This is a genomic window from Klebsiella sp. (assembly GCF_027492335.1).
Taxonomy (GTDB): Bacteria; Pseudomonadota; Gammaproteobacteria; order Enterobacterales; family Enterobacteriaceae; genus Klebsiella; species Klebsiella huaxiensis.
The window spans coordinates 126,818-143,931 of record NZ_JAPUEW010000011.1 but is presented as its reverse complement, the minus strand read 5'-3'; the positions used below and the strand labels follow the sequence as shown (position 1 = coordinate 143,931).

At 53.7% G+C, this 17,114-nt stretch carries 15 protein-coding genes; 11 read left to right on the top strand and 4 right to left on the bottom strand.

The genetic code is table 11. The features are described from left to right. The first annotated feature begins 147 nt into the window (after positions 1-147). From QVF11_RS04955 to nhaR, 3 genes are all read left to right on the top strand, one after another. Positions 148-1,398 (top strand): transposase-like zinc-binding domain-containing protein, encoded by a 1,251-nt coding sequence (locus tag QVF11_RS04955; protein WP_287855390.1) that lies wholly within the window; start codon positions 148-150, stop codon positions 1,396-1,398. 170 nt (positions 1,399-1,568) lie between these two features. Next, positions 1,569-2,744: a Na+/H+ antiporter NhaA gene (gene nhaA / locus QVF11_RS04950; protein ID WP_112215048.1), complete on the top strand. Its 1,176-nt coding sequence runs from the start codon at positions 1,569-1,571 to the stop codon at positions 2,742-2,744. 52 nt (positions 2,745-2,796) lie between these two features. Further along, positions 2,797-3,696: a transcriptional activator NhaR gene (gene nhaR, locus QVF11_RS04945; protein WP_110272657.1), complete on the top strand. Its 900-nt coding sequence runs from the start codon at positions 2,797-2,799 to the stop codon at positions 3,694-3,696. Between the two features lie 49 nt (positions 3,697-3,745). Here the strand turns inward: nhaR and QVF11_RS04940 are convergent, their stop codons facing one another. The 3 genes from QVF11_RS04940 to rpsT form a co-directional block, all read right to left on the bottom strand. Then, positions 3,746-5,785 (bottom strand): glycoside hydrolase family 31 protein, encoded by a 2,040-nt coding sequence (locus tag QVF11_RS04940; RefSeq protein ID WP_287855387.1) that lies wholly within the window; start codon positions 5,783-5,785, stop codon positions 3,746-3,748. A 40-nt stretch (positions 5,786-5,825) separates the two neighbouring features. Next, positions 5,826-7,199, bottom strand: a complete 1,374-nt coding sequence (locus tag QVF11_RS04935) for an MFS transporter (RefSeq protein ID WP_287855385.1) — start codon at positions 7,197-7,199, stop codon at positions 5,826-5,828. 437 nt (positions 7,200-7,636) lie between these two features. Further along, positions 7,637-7,900: a 30S ribosomal protein S20 gene (gene rpsT / locus QVF11_RS04930; RefSeq protein ID WP_003018940.1), complete on the bottom strand. Its 264-nt coding sequence runs from the start codon at positions 7,898-7,900 to the stop codon at positions 7,637-7,639. Between the two features lie 330 nt (positions 7,901-8,230). Here rpsT and ribF point away from each other — a divergent pair, with 330 nt between their 5' ends. From ribF to QVF11_RS04890, 7 genes are all read left to right on the top strand, one after another. After that, entirely contained in the window at positions 8,231-9,169 is a 939-nt protein-coding gene (gene ribF / locus QVF11_RS04920; RefSeq protein WP_287855384.1) for a bifunctional riboflavin kinase/FAD synthetase, read from the top strand. A 44-nt stretch (positions 9,170-9,213) separates the two neighbouring features. Beyond that, positions 9,214-12,030: an isoleucine--tRNA ligase gene (gene ileS / locus QVF11_RS04915; protein WP_142514843.1), complete on the top strand. Its 2,817-nt coding sequence runs from the start codon at positions 9,214-9,216 to the stop codon at positions 12,028-12,030. Next, complete coding sequence (gene lspA / locus QVF11_RS04910) at positions 12,030-12,527, top strand: signal peptidase II (RefSeq protein ID WP_287855381.1); 498 nt, start codon at positions 12,030-12,032, stop codon at positions 12,525-12,527. Before ileS ends, lspA begins: the two co-directional genes overlap by 1 nt. A 125-nt stretch (positions 12,528-12,652) precedes the next feature. Further along, on the top strand, positions 12,653-13,102 hold the full coding sequence (gene fkpB / locus QVF11_RS04905; protein WP_112215042.1) for an FKBP-type peptidyl-prolyl cis-trans isomerase: 450 nt from the start codon (positions 12,653-12,655) through the stop codon (positions 13,100-13,102). 1 nt (position 13,103) lies between these two features. Then, positions 13,104-14,054, top strand: a complete 951-nt coding sequence (gene ispH, locus QVF11_RS04900; protein ID WP_110272650.1) for a 4-hydroxy-3-methylbut-2-enyl diphosphate reductase — start codon at positions 13,104-13,106, stop codon at positions 14,052-14,054. Positions 14,055-14,119: 65 nt separating this feature from the next. Further along, complete coding sequence (rihC, locus tag QVF11_RS04895) at positions 14,120-15,034, top strand: ribonucleoside hydrolase RihC (protein WP_287855378.1); 915 nt, start codon at positions 14,120-14,122, stop codon at positions 15,032-15,034. A 33-nt stretch (positions 15,035-15,067) separates the two neighbouring features. After that, entirely contained in the window at positions 15,068-15,430 is a 363-nt protein-coding gene (locus QVF11_RS04890; protein WP_112215040.1) for a DUF805 domain-containing protein, read from the top strand. Here QVF11_RS04890 and QVF11_RS04885 read toward each other — a convergent pair. Beyond that, positions 15,363-16,307 (bottom strand): LysR family transcriptional regulator, encoded by a 945-nt coding sequence (locus QVF11_RS04885; RefSeq protein WP_287855375.1) that lies wholly within the window; start codon positions 16,305-16,307, stop codon positions 15,363-15,365. The two genes, QVF11_RS04890 and QVF11_RS04885, sit on opposite strands and share 68 nt — an antisense overlap. A 92-nt stretch (positions 16,308-16,399) precedes the next feature. Here QVF11_RS04885 and QVF11_RS04880 point away from each other — a divergent pair, with 92 nt between their 5' ends. After that, on the top strand, positions 16,400-17,029 hold the full coding sequence (locus tag QVF11_RS04880; protein ID WP_287855373.1) for an alanyl-tRNA editing protein: 630 nt from the start codon (positions 16,400-16,402) through the stop codon (positions 17,027-17,029). Positions 17,030-17,114: the final 85 nt, after the last annotated feature.

Below are 17,114 nucleotides of genomic sequence, written 5' to 3'. Positions count from 1 at the left end.
AAGAACATAATAATACCATCATAGTATGCCACTTAGGGCTATGCCCACCTGATTCAGCGTCTTGGCGTTGAATCAGGTATTTTTATTTATAGATCATATGATGATGAACGCCAACCCGTATGCGATGCATATTCGCAGGGAGTGAATATGTTTAATGACGTTAATGTTGATAGCTGTAAAACCCCGGGATGTAAAAATATGGGGGTTCTTAATAGTCCTGATTACATTTGTCAGGGGAATAATATATTGTGCCGTGAGTGTGGCTTTCTCTTTCCCCCCATTTCCGCTAAATCCCTTAACGCCTTTCGCCGCACGGTAAACCAGGGATGGAAGGGGTTAATTAAACAGTGCCCAGGCTGCGGCAGTTTTTCGCTAAAACGCTATGGCTACTCGGCGCAGGGGGAGCGACGAATATCATGTCGCGATTGCGGTAAGACACTCGTTATACCTGATAAAGCTAAAATTAGCCTCCGGCAGGAACATCTCGCCGCTTTAATTAAAGAGGGAAGCTCACTTAGCGATATTCGCACCCTGTTGGCTATCGATAACACGACGCTAGGCCGCGAGCTGGCTAATTTATCTTATCGTGCGGGCCTGGTTGAGCGCGGTTTCGCTTTCCCGACATTTGACATTGTTCTCAGTACGCGAGCATTTAGCATCAGCTTTAATGGTGGAGATAATCGTCTGTACGTCCTGGCCACCGCAGAGGAAGTGAGTGGTAAGGTTGTGGCTATCTCGACAAACTACACTTCACAACCCGTTGAGGCAGAGTACCAGTACCAATCGCAATACGAAGAACGAATGCCCCCAGGAACCCTGGCTCATCTTGTGCAGCGCAAGGAAATGCTCACGATGCGGCGACGCGTCGCGCTGTTTGATATTGACTATGGCCCTGCGGCGTTGCATCGGCACGAGCGGGGAATGCTGGTTAAACCCGTTTTACCGGCCTATCGGCACTTCGAACTGGTACGGATGCTAACGGATGAACGCTCTCTCAATGTGCAGCATTATCTCGATCACGAATGTTTCATACTTGGCGGATGCATGATGGCAAATCTGGAGCATGTCCGGCAGGGGCGTTGCCATATTTCATTCGTCAGGGAACGGGGAATTCCCCCTGCGCAAAGAGATATCCCACCCCGTCTGTTTTACAGCGGGGGGATTCGTAACAACGTCTGGAGAACCTTCTCCACCCGTGATTACGCCATGGCCGTTTGTAACCTGACCGGGAATAAAAAAACCAGCCCGCTACGCAATGCGTCCTTACGTAGTGCAAGCGAATTTATACAATATATTCATCAACACCCCTTTCTTCCCTGGTTGAACCGGATGTCACCTGCCAATGTGACGGCAGCGTTGAATCATTTGAAGTACGAATACAACAACCTCCACCTTTAAGCCTTATACCTCGGATCCTCGCTCCGCTTATACATTGATAAAATCTATTTTTAAATGACCAATCATTCGTAAAATGCGATCTTAATGGCAATTTAAAACTGTTTTTTTCGAATTATTGGTGCATGTATTATACTTTTATCGAGTTATTTACCACTAAGGTGAGAGTAAAAGTGAAACATCTGCAGCGTTTTTTTAGTAGCGATGCTTCCGGGGGCATTATCTTAATCTTCGCCGCCGTGTTGGCGATGTTATTGGCAAATACTGGCTTGACCAGTGGTTTTTATCACTCTTTTCTGGAAACGCCGGTTCAGCTGCGCGTGGGTGCGTTAGAGATCAACAAAAACATGCTGTTGTGGATTAACGACGCGCTGATGGCGGTGTTTTTCCTGCTGATTGGCCTGGAAGTTAAGCGTGAGATGAACCAGGGGGCGTTAGCCAGCCGTCGCCAGGCCGTATTCCCGGTCGTAGCGGCGTTAGGTGGCATGGTGGTTCCGGCATTGGTGTATCTGGCGTTTAATGCCCAGGATCCGATTGCCAGAGAGGGATGGGCGATTCCGGCAGCGACCGATATCGCTTTTGCGTTGGGCGTTCTGGCGCTGTTGGGCAATCGGGTTCCTGCCGCGCTGAAGATCTTCCTGATGGCGCTGGCCATCATTGATGATCTCGGGGCAATTATTATTATTGCCTTGTTCTATACGAACGACCTTTCAGTGCTGTCATTGATCGTTGCTGCGGGGGCCATCGTTGTTCTGGCGGCGTTAAATCTGAGCGGCGTGCGGCGTACCGGAATCTACATTCTGGTCGGTGCGGTGCTTTGGACTGCGGTATTAAAATCCGGCGTTCATGCGACGCTGGCGGGAGTTATTGTTGGCTTTATGATCCCGCTAAAAGAGCAGAACGGTAAATCTCCGGCGAAGCAGCTTGAGCACGTTCTGCATCCATGGGTGGCATTCTTAATCCTGCCGCTGTTCGCCTTTGCTAATGCGGGGGTCTCGCTGCAGGGCGTGACGGTTGAAGGGCTAACCTCTCTGCTGCCGCTGGGCATCATCGCTGGGCTGTTTATCGGTAAGCCGCTTGGGATCAGTGCATTTTGCTGGTTGGCGCTGAAGATGAAATGGGCTTCTCTGCCGGAGGGGACGACCTGTAAGCAAGTTATGGCAGTAGGTATTCTGTGCGGAATTGGCTTCACCATGTCGATTTTTATTGCCACACTGGCTTTCAGTAGCGTTGACCCAGGATTGATCAACTGGGCCAAGCTTGGCATCCTGATTGGATCGATATTATCGGCAGTCACGGGATACATCATACTGCGTAAGCGCGTAACGGAGTCGGGCTACGCTGCTTAATAACTCACGGAGAGCCGCTACGGCTCTCCTGGACATTATCAGGGAGAGAAGCATGTCGCATATCAACTACAATCACCTGTACTACTTCTGGCATGTCTACAAAGAAGGCTCTGTTGTCGGTGCGGCAGAGGCATTGTTTCTGACGCCGCAAACCATCACCGGGCAGATTAAAGCGCTGGAAGAACGTCTGCAGGGGAAGTTGTTTAAACGTAAAGGAAGAGGGCTGGAGCCCAGTGAACTCGGGGAGCTGGTTTTCCGCTATGCCGATCGCATGTTTACGCTGAGCCAGGAAATGCTGGATATCGTTAACTATCGCAAAGAGTCCAATCTGCTGTTTGATGTCGGCGTCGCGGATGCGCTGTCAAAAAGGTTGGTTAGCGGCGTCCTTGATGCTGCGGTCGTCGGCAATGAGCAGATCCATTTACGCTGTTTTGAATCGACCCACGAAATGCTGCTTGAGCAGCTAAGTCAGCATAAACTCGACATGATCATCTCCGATTGCCCTATCGACTCCACTCAGCAGGAAGGTCTGTTTTCGGTGAAAATCGGCGAATGTAGCGTTAGCTTCTGGTGTATGAATCCGCCGCCGAAAAAACCGTTCCCGGCCTGCCTGGAAGAACGTCGATTACTGATCCCCGGACGTCGCTCGATGCTGGGGCGGAAGCTGCTCAACTGGTTTAACTCGCAGGGATTGCAGGTGGAAATTCTGGGCGAGTTTGATGATGCGGCGCTGATGAAAGCCTTCGGTGCGGCTCACAACGCCATTTTCGTTGCGCCCACACTATATGTTCATGACTTTTATAGTGATAAATCGATAGTTGAGATTGGGCGGATGGACAACGTGATGGAAGAGTATCACGCTATTTTTGCCGAACGTATGATCCAGCATCCGGCGGTGCAGCGTATTTGCAATCGTGACTATTCGGCGCTTTTCACGCCACCGCAGGCATAAGCTGTGCCTGATTTTCGGCTGCGGCGGAAATGCCGCAGCCGGAACAAGACTACAGATTCAATAAATTCCGGTACTGCCCGCCTTCGCGAATAAATACCGGAATTCTATTCAGCGGCACGGCGTAGCGCAGTGTCTGCCCTCCCTGATAGCTCTCGCCAGTGGCAAGGTCGGTCCATTTCTCGCCTTCCGGCAGCCAGACATCGCGCTCGCGCATACCTTCATGCATTACGGGCGCAACCAGCAGGTCGGGGCCGAAACAGTACTGATCGGTGACCTCCCAACTTGCTGCCTGCTCGGGGAATTCAAAAAACAGGGTTCGCATGACCGGTGTATTGCGTTTATGGGTTTCTGCCATCAGCGCTTTAATATAAGGCTTGAGCTTCTCTCGCAAGGTCAGACAGCCCGTCAATACGTCACACACGTCTTCGCCGTAGCTCCAGACTTCATTCGGCGCACCGGTGGGACACTGGGCAATACCGTCCCGGTACGGCTGCTCTGGAAGAATCTGCGGATCGCGGTTGCCGTGCAGACGCATCACCGGGCTAAATACGCCCCACTGGAACCAACGAATCAGCAGCTCATGAAAGCGCGGGTCGTGAATATTGCCGCCATGAAAGCCGCCAATATCCGTCGTCCACCACGGAATGCCCGCGATCCCCATATTCAGGCCAGCGGCAAACTGGTTGCGCAGAGAACGAAACGAAGAGTGAATATCGCCTGACCAAACCAGCGCGCCGTAGCGTTGACTACCCGCCCAGGCGCAGCGCAGCAGGTTGATGACCTGATCTTCGCCATCCGCTTTCATGCCGTCAAAGAAGGTTTTGGCGTACATTCGCGGGTAGATATTGCCGACTTCCAGCACTGGCCCGGCATGATAGCGATAGTTATCGTAGTCGTAGACGCTAAACTCCGGCTCGGCTTCGTCTAACCAGAAGAGCTTCACGCCCTTGTCGTAATAATTGCGCTTTGCCTTTCCCCAAACGTAGTCGCGGGCGCCGGGATGGGTGGCATCAAAGAAGGTAGTATTGCCGAGGAAGTCCATGTTAATCGGCAATCCGCGCTCCGTTTGTACCAGCCAGCCGTTTTCGCGCATCTCCCGATAGCTCTCGGTGCGGTTATCCACCGTCGGCCAGACGGATACCATCAGCTCAATGCCCAGAGACTTCAGCTCGGCGATCATTGCATCAGGATCGGGCCAGTCGCGCGGGTCGAACATCCAGTCGCCCTGATTCGGCCAGTGGAAGAAATCAATGACAATCACCGAGATGGGCAAGTTGCGCTGTTTATATTCGCGGGCGACCGTGAGCAACTCTTCCTGCGTGCGGTAGCGTAGTTTGCATTGCCAGAAGCCCATGGCGTAATCCGGCATCATCGGCGGTGTGCCGGTAGCGAGCGCATAAGCCTGGCTGATTTCTGCTGGGGTATCTCCGGCGGTGATCCAGTAGTCCAGCTGTTCGCTGACGTGGGCTTCCCATTCCGTCACGTTTTGCGCAAACGTCGCCCGACCGATGGCTGGGTTGTTCCACAAAAATCCGTAGCCCATGTTGGAGAGCATAAACGGCACCGAAGCCTGAGAGTTGCGCTGGGCCAGTTCAAGCACGCATCCTTTGAGATCCAGATTCGCCTGCTGATATTGGCCCATGCCGTAGATTTTTTCCCCTTCGGCGGCTTCGAAGCGGGCTTTGATCGCGTATTTCCCGCCCTGAATCGGGCGGAACTCGCGGCCCTCAAGATTAAGGGCGCTGACGTACTGACCGTGGGAGGATTCATCTTCGCCAATTTCTCCCCGCTGACGCCAGAACTCCTGCAGCAGGCACTTATGGGGATGGCGATAAAAGGCGATTTGCCCCTTTTGATTGACGATGGCGATAATCTTTCCGTTGGTCAGCGTGGCCTGCTTTTGGTCATAAACGATGTGGCAGGCGCTTTCCTCGACCGGCTCCGTCAGCGCCCAGTCCTCATTTCGCATAACAGGTAGATGACGGCCGCTGCGCACGCGCAGGCTGTTCTCACCCCAGGGTTCTATCCATAAATAGCGATCGTTTTGCTGCCACACCAGACGACGCGGGTCTTGTTGCAAAAATGGCATGGTGGTTCCTCCCATATTCAGGTGGTGAAGGTGAAGAGCGTTAGTGGTTTGTTGTTTCCAGATCGTGGCGAACCCTGTCTTCCATGGCTTCATATTTTCGGAAGAACAGTAGTGGGATCGCGGCGAGGGCGAAGAGCAGGGCGGGTGCCCAAATGAAGGCCCAGGTTATCCCCTCCAGCCCGGCTGCGCTTTGGGCGTGGTTGGGGATGTAGCCAAAACTGTTCATTATCCAGGCGGCGAAGGCGGTACCTATACCGCTGCCCATTTTGATGCAGAAGGTGCTGCCGAAGGCGATAAGAATACCGGTTGCCTTAATGCCCGTTTTCCAGGCACCGAAGTCGACGGCGAAGCCCAGCATGGCAAAGGGCATTGAGCAGGCGATGCCGCTGCCGATATTGCCGATAACCCAGGCGGCGATCAGCAAAGGAATGTTATCCGCAGCCAGCCACATCATCACGCCGCCCAGCGTGGCGACCAGCAGGCCGCTAACCCAAATCCAGGTCTTGGCGATATATTTACTGAAGAAAGGGATGGCGATGATAAACAGGATCTGAATAGTGGCCAGACTGTTAATCAGCGGAACCAGATCTTTGCGATCGAGGTTGTAGGTCAGATAATAGACGATGGTTGTTGAACGTTGCTGAAGGGCTATCCAGAAGATCAGATTTGCCAGTACCATCAGTATCCACGGCCAGTTGCCTTTCATTGCCGCGAAGCTCTTTTTCATCGGCAGTTTGGGTTCTTTCTGTATTTTATCCGCATCCATTTCGCGAATGTTTTTAAACGCAAAAAGGGTTAGCGAACAGGATATAATGGCGAACAGAATCGCGGTGTAAATAAAACCGGCATGGTCATTACCTTTACCTAAAAAAGCCACTAACGGCAGTGCGGTGGCGTTCATTAACAGAACCCCAATTTGCCCTCCGGTCATTCTCCATGAGTTTAATACCAGACGCTCTTTGGGGGATAAGGTCATTAATGGTAATATCGCGCTAAGCGGTGTATTGAGACCGGTAAATAAAATGCTGGCAATCATATAGGAAATTGCTGCATATATGGCTTTTCCAGTCATGCTGATATCTGGAGACCAAAAAGACAACGCGCTAAATACGCCAAATGGCAACGGTAGCCACAGAAACCAGGGGCGACATTTCCCGTAGCGAGAGCGTGTTTTATCGATGATAATCCCCCAGATAGGAGCGTCGATGCCGTCTACAATACGCGCCAGCAGTAGGATAACCCCTGCTACCGCAAGGCTAATACCTGCAACGTCGGTGTAGAAATATAATATGTACGTTGAACCGAAACAGTACAGCAGATTGCCTGCCACATCTAAAGAGCCGTAGCTGATACGCTGTAGTAAAGACAATGATGTTGACCCGGAAGACTGGGTATCTTCAATAACAGAACTCATACTGATAACTCCTGCATTGTAATGATACGCCCAGAAAAACAACTTTTATTTTCTAAGCAGTAGGTTTTCTTATTTTTTTTAATCTTTATGAATAGTGACCTTAGGGTTAAATGGAGTCATTAAAGTGTACATAAAAATAGTTAACCACAGTGGTGTGATCAATTATCAAATCTTACATCAGGATTGCGTTTATTCGTTTTTCGAGGAGTTATTCTGTTATTTGCCATGCTGGTCACATTTTCATCGGGAATGAAATAAAATCACTTATACAATGAAAGAAAATATCTTTTATATGCGTTATTGTAGATCCTGCGAGGGTGCCGGTTGGTAAGACGAAAGAAGCGGGCGATGGCAGTCGATGAGCGAAGTCGACAACCGACAGGTATAAAAAAACCCGCTTTCGCGGGCTTTTTTACAAAGCGACAACAAGCAGGCGATTAAGCCAGTTTGTTGATCTGAGCGGTCAGGTTTGCTTTATGACGCGCAGCTTTGTTTTTGTGGATCAGACCTTTAGCAGCCTGACGGTCCACGATTGGTTGCATTTCGTTAAATGCTTTCAGTGCAGTAGCTTTGTCGCCAGCTTCGATGGCTGCGTATACTTTCTTGATGAAAGTACGCATCATAGAGCGACGGCTAGCGTTGTGCTTGCGGGCCTTTTCAGACTGAACGGCGCGCTTCTTAGCTGATTTGATATTAGCCAAGGTCCAACTCCCAAATGTGTTCTATATGGACAATTCAAAGGCCGAGGAGAATGCCCGTTTAGCCTTCTTTTGTCAATGGATTTGTGCAAATAAGCGTCGCTTAAACCAACAACGCTTCATTACGTAGTGATGGCGCAAGATTCTACCAGCTTGTTGCTAGCGAATACAGCCTTTCAACCATAAAAATCGACGATGCCGGAGAGTTTTTCCTGCATTGCTACGCTGAGTTGATGAATTACTGGGATCTTTCGGTGAAGAGGTGCAATCGCTGGTTAACGTCGCCAGTTGTACAAGGTATACTCGGACGATTTTCACTGTTTTGAGCCAGACATGAAGCTGATACGCGGCATACATAATCTCAGTCAGGCCCCGCACGGGTGCGTGCTGACCATTGGAAATTTTGACGGCGTGCATCGCGGGCACCAGGCATTATTGCAGCGTTTGCGTGCAGAAGGTCGCCAGCATGGTTTGCCGGTGGTGGTAATGATTTTTGAGCCACAACCGCTTGAGCTTTTTGCCGCTGATAAAGCGCCGGCTCGTTTAACGCGTCTGCGTGAAAAACTGAACTATCTGGCTGAAAGCGGCGTCGATTACGTACTGTGCGTGCGCTTCGATCGGCGCTTTGCGGCATTGACCGCTCAGGATTTTATCAGCGAGCTGCTGGTCCGCCAGCTAGGCGTCCAGTTCCTCGCCGTTGGCGATGATTTCCGCTTTGGCGCTGGTCGCCAGGGGGATTTCTTGTTATTACAAAAGGCCGGTGTGGAATTCGGCTTTGACGTTACCAGCACCCAAACATTCTGCGAGGGTGGGGTGCGCATTAGCAGCACGGCGGTTCGCCAGGCGCTGGCTGATGACGATCTGCCGCTGGCGGAGACCCTGTTAGGGCATCCGTTTACTATCTCTGGTCGCGTGGTCCATGGCGATGAGCTGGGGCGCACAATAGGCTTCCCGACGGCGAATTTACCGCTGCGTCGTCAGGTTTCCCCGGTAAAAGGGGTCTATGCGGTAGAAGTGACAGGGCTTGGCGACGAACCTTTTATGGGCGTCGCCAACATTGGTACTCGTCCAACGGTATCCGGCGTGCGTCAGCAGCTGGAAGTCCATCTCCTGGATGTTGTAATGGACCTCTACGGTCGCCATATAGATGTAATACTGCGTAAAAAGATACGTAACGAGCAGCGATTTGCGTCGCTTGATGAGCTGAAAGCGCAAATCGCACGTGATGAGTTAACGGCCCGCGACTTCTTTGGGCTAACCGGGCAGGCATAACCCTGACGGTGTTTATCAAACCGAAATACGGAACCGAGAATCTGATGAGTGACTATAAATCGACCCTGAATTTGCCGGAAACAGGGTTCCCGATGCGCGGCGATCTCGCCAAGCGTGAACCGGGAATGCTGGCGCGTTGGACCGATGATGACCTGTACGGCATCATTCGTGCAGCCAAAAAAGGCAAAAAAACCTTCATTCTGCATGATGGCCCTCCTTATGCGAATGGCAGCATTCATATTGGTCACTCGGTTAACAAGATTCTGAAAGACATTATCGTTAAGTCCAAAGGGCTGACGGGTTATGACTCTCCGTACGTACCGGGCTGGGACTGTCACGGTCTGCCGATCGAGCTGAAAGTGGAACAGGAATACGGTAAGCCGGGCGAGAAATTCACCGCCGCCGAGTTCCGTGCCAAATGCCGCGAATATGCTGCTCTGCAGATTGACGGCCAGCGTAAAGACTTTATCCGCCTTGGCGTATTGGGCGACTGGTCTCACCCGTACCTGACCATGGACTTCAAAACCGAAGCCAATATTATCCGCGCGCTGGGTAAAATCATCGGCAACGGCCACCTGCATAAAGGCGCTAAGCCGGTGCACTGGTGCGTAGACTGCCGTTCTGCGCTGGCGGAAGCGGAAGTTGAGTATTACGACAAAACCTCCCCATCCATCGACGTGGCCTTCCACGCGACGGATAAAGCGGCGGTGCTGGCGAAATTTGGCGTAGCCGACGTTAACGGCCCGGTCTCTCTGGTTATCTGGACCACCACCCCGTGGACCCTGCCGGCAAACCGTGCAATCTCCCTGTCGCCGGAGTTTGACTATGCGCTGGTGCAGGTTGACGGTCAGGCGCTGATCCTCGCCAAAGATCTGGTTGAAAGCGTGATGAAACGCACCGGTATTGCGGATTACACCATTCTGGCGGTGGTCAACGGCGCAGAACTGGAGCTGATGCGCTTTAAGCACCCGTTCCTTGCTTTCGACGTTCCGGCGATCCTTGGCGACCACGTCACCCTGGACGCGGGTACCGGCGCGGTACATACCGCTGGCGGCCACGGTCCGGACGACTACACCATCAGCCAGAAATACGGTCTGGAAATCGCCAACCCGGTTGGCCCGGACGGTGCTTATCTGCCGGGTACTTACCCATCTCTTGACGGCATCAACGTCTTCAAAGCCAACGACATCATCGTTGAGATGCTGCGCGACAGCGGCGCGCTGCTGCACGTTGAGAAAATGCAGCACAGCTATCCGTGCTGCTGGCGTCACAAGTCACCGATCATCTTCCGCGCCACGCCGCAGTGGTTCGTGAGCATGGATCAGAAGGGCCTGCGCGCGCAGTCGCTTAAAGAGATCCAAGGCGTGCAGTGGATCCCGGACTGGGGCCAGGCGCGTATCGAGTCGATGGTCGCCAACCGTCCTGACTGGTGTATCTCCCGTCAGCGCACTTGGGGCGTACCGATGTCTCTGTTCGTGCATAAAGAGACGCAAGAGCTGCACCCGCGCACGCTGGAGCTGATGGAAGAAGTGGCTAAACGCGTGGAAGTCGACGGCATCCAGGCGTGGTGGGATCTCGACTCCCGCGACATCCTCGGCGCTGATGCTGATAGCTACGAGAAAGTGCCGGATACCCTCGACGTGTGGTTCGACTCTGGTTCAACTCACTCTTCTGTCGTTGACGTGCGTCCGGAGTTCTCTGGTCACGCCGCCGACATGTATCTGGAAGGTTCCGACCAGCACCGCGGCTGGTTTATGTCCTCGCTGATGATTTCTACCGCGATGAAGGGCAAAGCGCCGTATCGTCAGGTATTGACCCACGGCTTTACCGTTGATGGCCAGGGCCGCAAGATGTCCAAATCCATCGGTAACACCGTCTCTCCGCAGGACGTGATGAACAAACTGGGCGCGGATATTCTGCGTCTGTGGGTGGCTTCCACCGATTACACTGGCGAAATGGCGGTCTCCGACGAGATCCTCAAACGTGCCGCCGACAGCTATCGTCGTATCCGTAACACCGCGCGCTTCCTGCTGGCGAACCTCAACGGTTTCGATCCGGTAAAAGATATGGTGAAACCGGAAGAGATGGTCGTGCTGGATCGCTGGGCTGTAGGCTGCGCGCAAGCGGCGCAGGAAGATATCCTGAAAGCCTATGAGTCTTACGATTTCCACGAAGTGGTGCAGCGCCTGATGCGCTTCTGTTCCATCGAAATGGGCTCGTTCTGGCTCGATATCATCAAAGACCGTCAGTACACCACCAAAGCGGACAGCGTTGCGCGTCGCAGCTGCCAGACCGCGCTGTATCATATTGCCGAAGCGCTGGTACGCTGGATGGCGCCGATCATGTCCTTCACCGCTGACGAAATCTGGGGTTACCTGCCGGGTGACCGCGAGAAATACGTCTTTACCGGTGAATGGTACACCGGCCTGTTCGGTCTGGCCGCCGACGAAGCGATGAACGATGGTTTCTGGGATGAGCTGCTGAAAGTGCGCGGCGAAGTCAACAAGGTTATCGAGCAGGCGCGTGCGGATAAGCAAGTGGGGGGGTCTCTGGAAGCCGCGGTGACGCTGTATGTCGATGCCGATCTTGCAGCGAAGCTGAATGCGCTGGACGATGAATTGCGATTTGTCCTGTTGACCTCCGGGGCGAAAGTTGCCGATTATGCGCAGGCTCCGGCCGACGCATGGCAGAGTGAGTTGCTGAAAGGACTGAAAGTTGTGCTGAGCAAAGCTGAAGGTGATAAGTGCCCGCGCTGCTGGCACTACACCACGGATGTCGGCAAGGTGGCGGAACATGCGGAAATCTGCGGACGCTGTGTTAGCAACATTGCCGGTGACGGCGAAAAACGTAAATTTGCCTGATGAGTAAACCGATTGGTTCAACAGGGCTACGCTGGCTATGGCTGGTGGTAGTCGTGCTGATTATCGATTTAGGCAGCAAGTACCTGATCCTCCAGAACTTTGCTCTGGGGGATACGGTGCCGCTGTTTCCGTCGCTTAATCTGCATTATGCGCGTAACTACGGCGCGGCTTTTAGCTTCCTTGCTGACAGCGGCGGCTGGCAGCGCTGGTTCTTCGCGGGTATCGCTATCGGTATTTGCGTGATCCTCGCGGTGCTAATGTATCGCTCGAAGGCGACGCAAAAGCTGAATAACATTGCCTATGCGCTGATTATTGGCGGCGCATTGGGTAATTTATTCGACCGGCTGTGGCATGGTTTTGTCGTCGATATGATTGATTTTTATGTCGGGGACTGGCACTTCGCCACCTTCAATCTTGCTGATACCGCGATTTGTGTCGGTGCGGCGCTGATTGTGCTGGAAGGTTTCTTGCCTTCCCGTGATAAAAAAACATCATAAAAAGTTGCCGGATGGCGACGCTAAAGCGTCTTATCCGGCCTACAGTATACATCGGCCTTTGTAGGCCCGGTAAGCGCAGCGCCACCGGGCAAACAAGCGGCGGCAATGTAAAAGAGCAAACCTGCATGTCAAACTCTGTACAAAGCAACAGTGCGGTGCTGGTGCACTTCACCCTAAAGCTCGATGATGGCTCCACCGCAGAGTCAACCCGCAATAACGGTAAACCCGCGCTCTTTCGCCTGGGTGATACCTCGCTTTCTGAAGGTCTTGAGCAGCATCTGCTGGGGCTGAAAGAAGGAGAGAAAACCATCTTTTCACTGGAGCCGGATGCTGCCTTTGGCGTACCGAGTCCGGACCTGATTCAATATTTCTCGCGCCGGGAATTTATCGACGCGGGCGAGCCGGAAATCGGCGCGATTATGCTCTTTACCGCAATGGATGGCAGCGAAATGCCTGGTGTTATCCGCGAAGTGAACGGCGATTCGATCACCGTTGATTTCAACCATCCGCTGGCCGGGCGTACCGTTCATTTTGATGTTGAAGTGCTGGAGATCGATCCGGCGCTGGAGGGGTAAAATGCAGATTCTGTTGGCTAACCCGCGCGGCTTTTGCGCAGGCGTTGACCGCGCTATCAGCATTGTTGAAAACGCGCTGACGCTCTATGGCGCGCCGATCTACGTGCGTCATGAAGTCGTGCACAACCGCTATGTTGTCGATAGCCTGCGCCAACGCGGCGCGATTTTTATCGAGCAGATTAGCGAAGTGCCGGACGGCGCGATCCTGATTTTCTCCGCCCACGGTGTTTCTCAGGCGGTGCGCAATGAGGCGAAAAGCCGCGATCTGACGGTCTTTGACGCGACCTGCCCGCTGGTGACCAAAGTGCATATGGAGGTCGCTCGCGCCAGCCGTCGTGGTGAAGAGTCGATTCTGATTGGCCACGCCGGTCACCCGGAAGTCGAAGGCACCATGGGCCAGTACAGCAATCCGCAGGGTGGAATGTATCTGGTGGAGTCACCGGATGATGTCTGGACGCTGGATGTGAAAAACGACGCTAAGCTGTCGTTTATGACCCAGACAACCCTCTCCGTCGACGATACCTCTGACGTGATTGATGCCCTGCGCGAACGTTTCCCGAAAATCGTTGGGCCGCGTAAAGACGACATTTGCTACGCCACCACCAACCGTCAGGAAGCGGTTCGTGCGCTGGCCGGGCAGGCTGATGTTGTACTGGTCGTGGGGTCGAAAAACTCCTCCAACTCCAACCGTCTGGCCGAACTGGCCCAGCGAATGGGGAAAGCAGCGTATCTGATTGACGACGCGTCCGATATCCAGGAAGCATGGGTAAAAGAAGTGCAATGCGTAGGTGTGACTGCAGGCGCATCTGCGCCGGATATTCTGGTGCAGAACGTCATTTCCCGCTTGCAGGAGCTGGGCGGCGGCGAAGCGGTGCCGCTGGAAGGCCGCGAAGAGAACATTGTTTTCGAAGTGCCGAAAGAACTGCGCGTAGATGTCCGTGAAGTAGAATAAGTTCTTTCTCGCCACAGTATGAGAAGATGCCAGACTTAACGTCTGGCATTTTTTATGGAGAAACTATGCGCTTACCGATCATTCTGGATACCGATCCCGGTATTGATGATGCGGCGGCGATTGCCGCGGCGCTGTTCGCACCCGAGCTGGATCTGCAGCTGATGACCACGGTGGCGGGCAATGTGTCGGTGGAGAAAACCACCCGCAACGTTCTGCAACTGCTGCACTTCTGGAACGCCGATGTCCCGCTGGCCCAGGGCGCATCGATGCCGCTGGTTCGCCCGCTGCGCGACGCCGCCTCTGTGCACGGCGAGTCAGGGATGGAAGGCTACGATTTCGTTGAGCATAACCGTCAGCCGCTGGCAAAACCGGCATTCCAGGCCATCCGCGATGCGTTAATGCACGCGCCGGAGCCGATGACTCTTGTGGCGATTGGCCCGTTAACCAATATCGCGCTACTGCTGACCCAATATCCCGAATGCCGTTTTAACATCCGCCGTCTGGTGATCATGGGCGGTTCTGCCGGGCGCGGCAATTTTACGCCGAATGCGGAATTTAACATCGCCATCGATCCGGAAGCAGCAGCCAAAGTGTTCAACAGCGGACTGGAGATCGTGATGTGCGGACTGGACGTCACCAATCAGGCGATGTTGTCCCCGGACTACCTTGCGACGCTACCAACGCTTAACCAGACCGGAAAAATGCTTCATGCGCTGTTTAGCCACTATCGCAGCGGTAGCATGAGCAGCGGCCTGCGCATGCACGACCTGTGCGCGATCGCGTGGCTGGTTCGTCCGCAGCTCTTTACTCTTGAACCATGCTTTGTGACGGTAGAAACCCAGGGGACATGGACCTCGGGAACGACGGTGGTCGATATCGAAGGTAAATTGGGCCAGCAGGCAAACGCGCAGGTGGCGCTGGGGCTGGACGTCAAAGGATTCCAGCGCTGGGCGGCCGAGGTGATAGCGCTGGCACCTTAACAATCAAAGATAAACATCAGGGAGATGTAGGTTATGACTTATGGACAAGCGTATCTTAACGGCTGGAAAAAAGGCTTAAATTTCAGCGGAGTGGCCAGCAGGCAAGAGTTCTGGTCTTTTTTTATCATCAACCTGCTGATTCTGGCGTTGCCGCTGGCGGCCTGGTTTTTGGCGATGCAGCATAACTATCAGTACGGAGTTTTTATTTTTTACGCCGTGCCGCTCAGCGCTATTCTGTTGCTGCCGATGGTCATCCCTATGCTGTCCGTTGGTTGCCGCAGGATGCACGACATCGGTCGTTCGGGCTGGTGGTTCGCTCTGTGTCTAATTATTCCGTGGTTTTTGATCGTCGCGCTGTGGCTATGCTGCCTGAAACCGGCCTCATCTTCTCGCTAAGATAATCAATCATCGCCCGCATTCTGGCGGGCATATGCTTATTGCCCGACCATAGCAGCCAGAGCTGACCGGAATAGCTGCTGATAAACTCCCACTCCGGCAGAACCAGCACAATTTCACCGCTCTTCAGCGCTTCACGGGCGGTAAACAGCGGCAGGCTGCCGATCCCCAGATTCTGCTTCACGGCATCGAGGCGTACGGCGGTATGGTTGGCAGCATAGCGACCGTGAGTCTGAATTGTTTCGGTTTTGCCATCGCGGCGGAACTTCCAGCGCGAATCGGCGGGTGTTTCGCCAAGGCTGATGCAGCTATGTTCACGCAGATCTTGAGGCGTCTGTGGGTTCCCGTATTGCTCCAGATAGCCAGGCGTCGCGCAGATAGCGTGGCTGACCGGCATCAGCGGCTTGCCGTGCAGGCCCGGCGAGGGCGTATGGGTAATACGTAGCGCCAGGTCGATGCCGTCATCAATAAAATCAAGAACCCGATCCTCAAGCCGCAAGCAAACATCAACCTGCGGATAGCGGGCAAAAAACTCCAGCATCAGCGGATGAATGACAAAACGTCCCACGGCTTTCGGCACGCTTAGCGTGAGCTTGCCCTGGGCCACCGCCTGGCTACTGCTGGCGGCATCCATGGCCTGACGCGCCGACTCCAGCATTTCCAGCGCATGCTCATACACCGTCTTCCCGGCATCGCTGAGGCGCAGCTTGCGCGTGGTGCGATGTAGCAGCTTACAGCCCATCTCCTGCTCCAGACGCGAAACGCTGCGGCTGATGGCGGAAGGGGTGGCACCTGACTGGCGGGCGACTGCGGAAAAACTGCCCTGTTCGACAATCTGCACAAACAGGGCGAGGTCGGGAAGTAAGTTCAGATTCATTTGTGCTTCCAGAGCAAAATTGCATTGATGTCCGATGGGATTATCGCTGTCGGTAATATCAATATACTGTGCTGACAGAGAGGAGAACAACCATGACTGAACGTCTTTATTACACCAGCGATGCCGCCGAATGTCGTGCGCGAGTGGTGAATTGTCTGAGCGAAGCCGATGGGCGCTACGCCATTGAACTGGACCGCACCCTGTTTCATCCGCAGGGCGGCGGGCAACCAGCCGATCGCGGCTGGATTGCTGATGTTGCGGTTGAAAGCGTTATCGCGCGCGACAACAGCATTGCGCATATTGTTTCGCAGCCGCTGGTGCTCGATGAGGTGGTAATCCGCATCGATATTGAGGCGAGGCAGATACACGCGCGTTTACACTCTGCCGGACACTTGCTGGGTCAAGCTGGTGAGTCGTTCGGCTGGCAGCCGATTAAAGCTCATCACTGGCCGGGAGAAGGGCGCATTACCTTTGCGGCGGGTGCTAATGCCGTGCTGCCCGAGGCCAGCATGTTGCTGGAAAAAGTCGAAACCTGGCAGGCAGAGAATTTACTGCGTCAGGTCTCTTTTGCTGATGGCCTGCGCAAGGTGGGCTTCGGCGACATGTTGAGCTATCCCTGCGGCGGTACCCACGTTGCCAGCCTGTCTGAGTTGGGGAAAGTCGTCATTACTCAGGTGAAGATGAAAAAGGGCCAGATGATCGTGAGCTACACTCTGGAGTGAAAAAGGAGGGCGCGTGGCTGTAATCTGTTTGTGTGATTTCGCCAGCAAAGACGCCATCTTGATAGCAGGTTAATCGATTAATCTG

Bases quoted from the DNA above. Each gene is read 5' to 3' on its own strand.
- QVF11_RS04955 (WP_287855390.1), top strand. From the start codon at position 148: ATGTTTAATGACGTTAATGTTGATAGCTGTAAAACCCCGGGATGTAAA.
- nhaR (WP_110272657.1), top strand. From the start codon at position 2,797: ATGTCGCATATCAACTACAATCACCTGTACTACTTCTGGCATGTCTAC.
- QVF11_RS04940 (WP_287855387.1), bottom strand. From the start codon at position 5,785: ATGCCATTTTTGCAACAAGACCCGCGTCGTCTGGTGTGGCAGCAAAAC.
- QVF11_RS04935 (WP_287855385.1), bottom strand. From the start codon at position 7,199: ATGAGTTCTGTTATTGAAGATACCCAGTCTTCCGGGTCAACATCATTG.
- ribF (WP_287855384.1), top strand. From the start codon at position 8,231: ATGAAGCTGATACGCGGCATACATAATCTCAGTCAGGCCCCGCACGGG.
- ileS (WP_142514843.1), top strand. From the start codon at position 9,214: ATGAGTGACTATAAATCGACCCTGAATTTGCCGGAAACAGGGTTCCCG.
- lspA (WP_287855381.1), top strand. From the start codon at position 12,030: ATGAGTAAACCGATTGGTTCAACAGGGCTACGCTGGCTATGGCTGGTG.
- fkpB (WP_112215042.1), top strand. From the start codon at position 12,653: ATGTCAAACTCTGTACAAAGCAACAGTGCGGTGCTGGTGCACTTCACC.
- ispH (WP_110272650.1), top strand. From the start codon at position 13,104: ATGCAGATTCTGTTGGCTAACCCGCGCGGCTTTTGCGCAGGCGTTGAC.
- rihC (WP_287855378.1), top strand. From the start codon at position 14,120: ATGCGCTTACCGATCATTCTGGATACCGATCCCGGTATTGATGATGCG.
- QVF11_RS04890 (WP_112215040.1), top strand. From the start codon at position 15,068: ATGACTTATGGACAAGCGTATCTTAACGGCTGGAAAAAAGGCTTAAAT.
- QVF11_RS04885 (WP_287855375.1), bottom strand. From the start codon at position 16,307: ATGAATCTGAACTTACTTCCCGACCTCGCCCTGTTTGTGCAGATTGTC.
- QVF11_RS04880 (WP_287855373.1), top strand. From the start codon at position 16,400: ATGACTGAACGTCTTTATTACACCAGCGATGCCGCCGAATGTCGTGCG.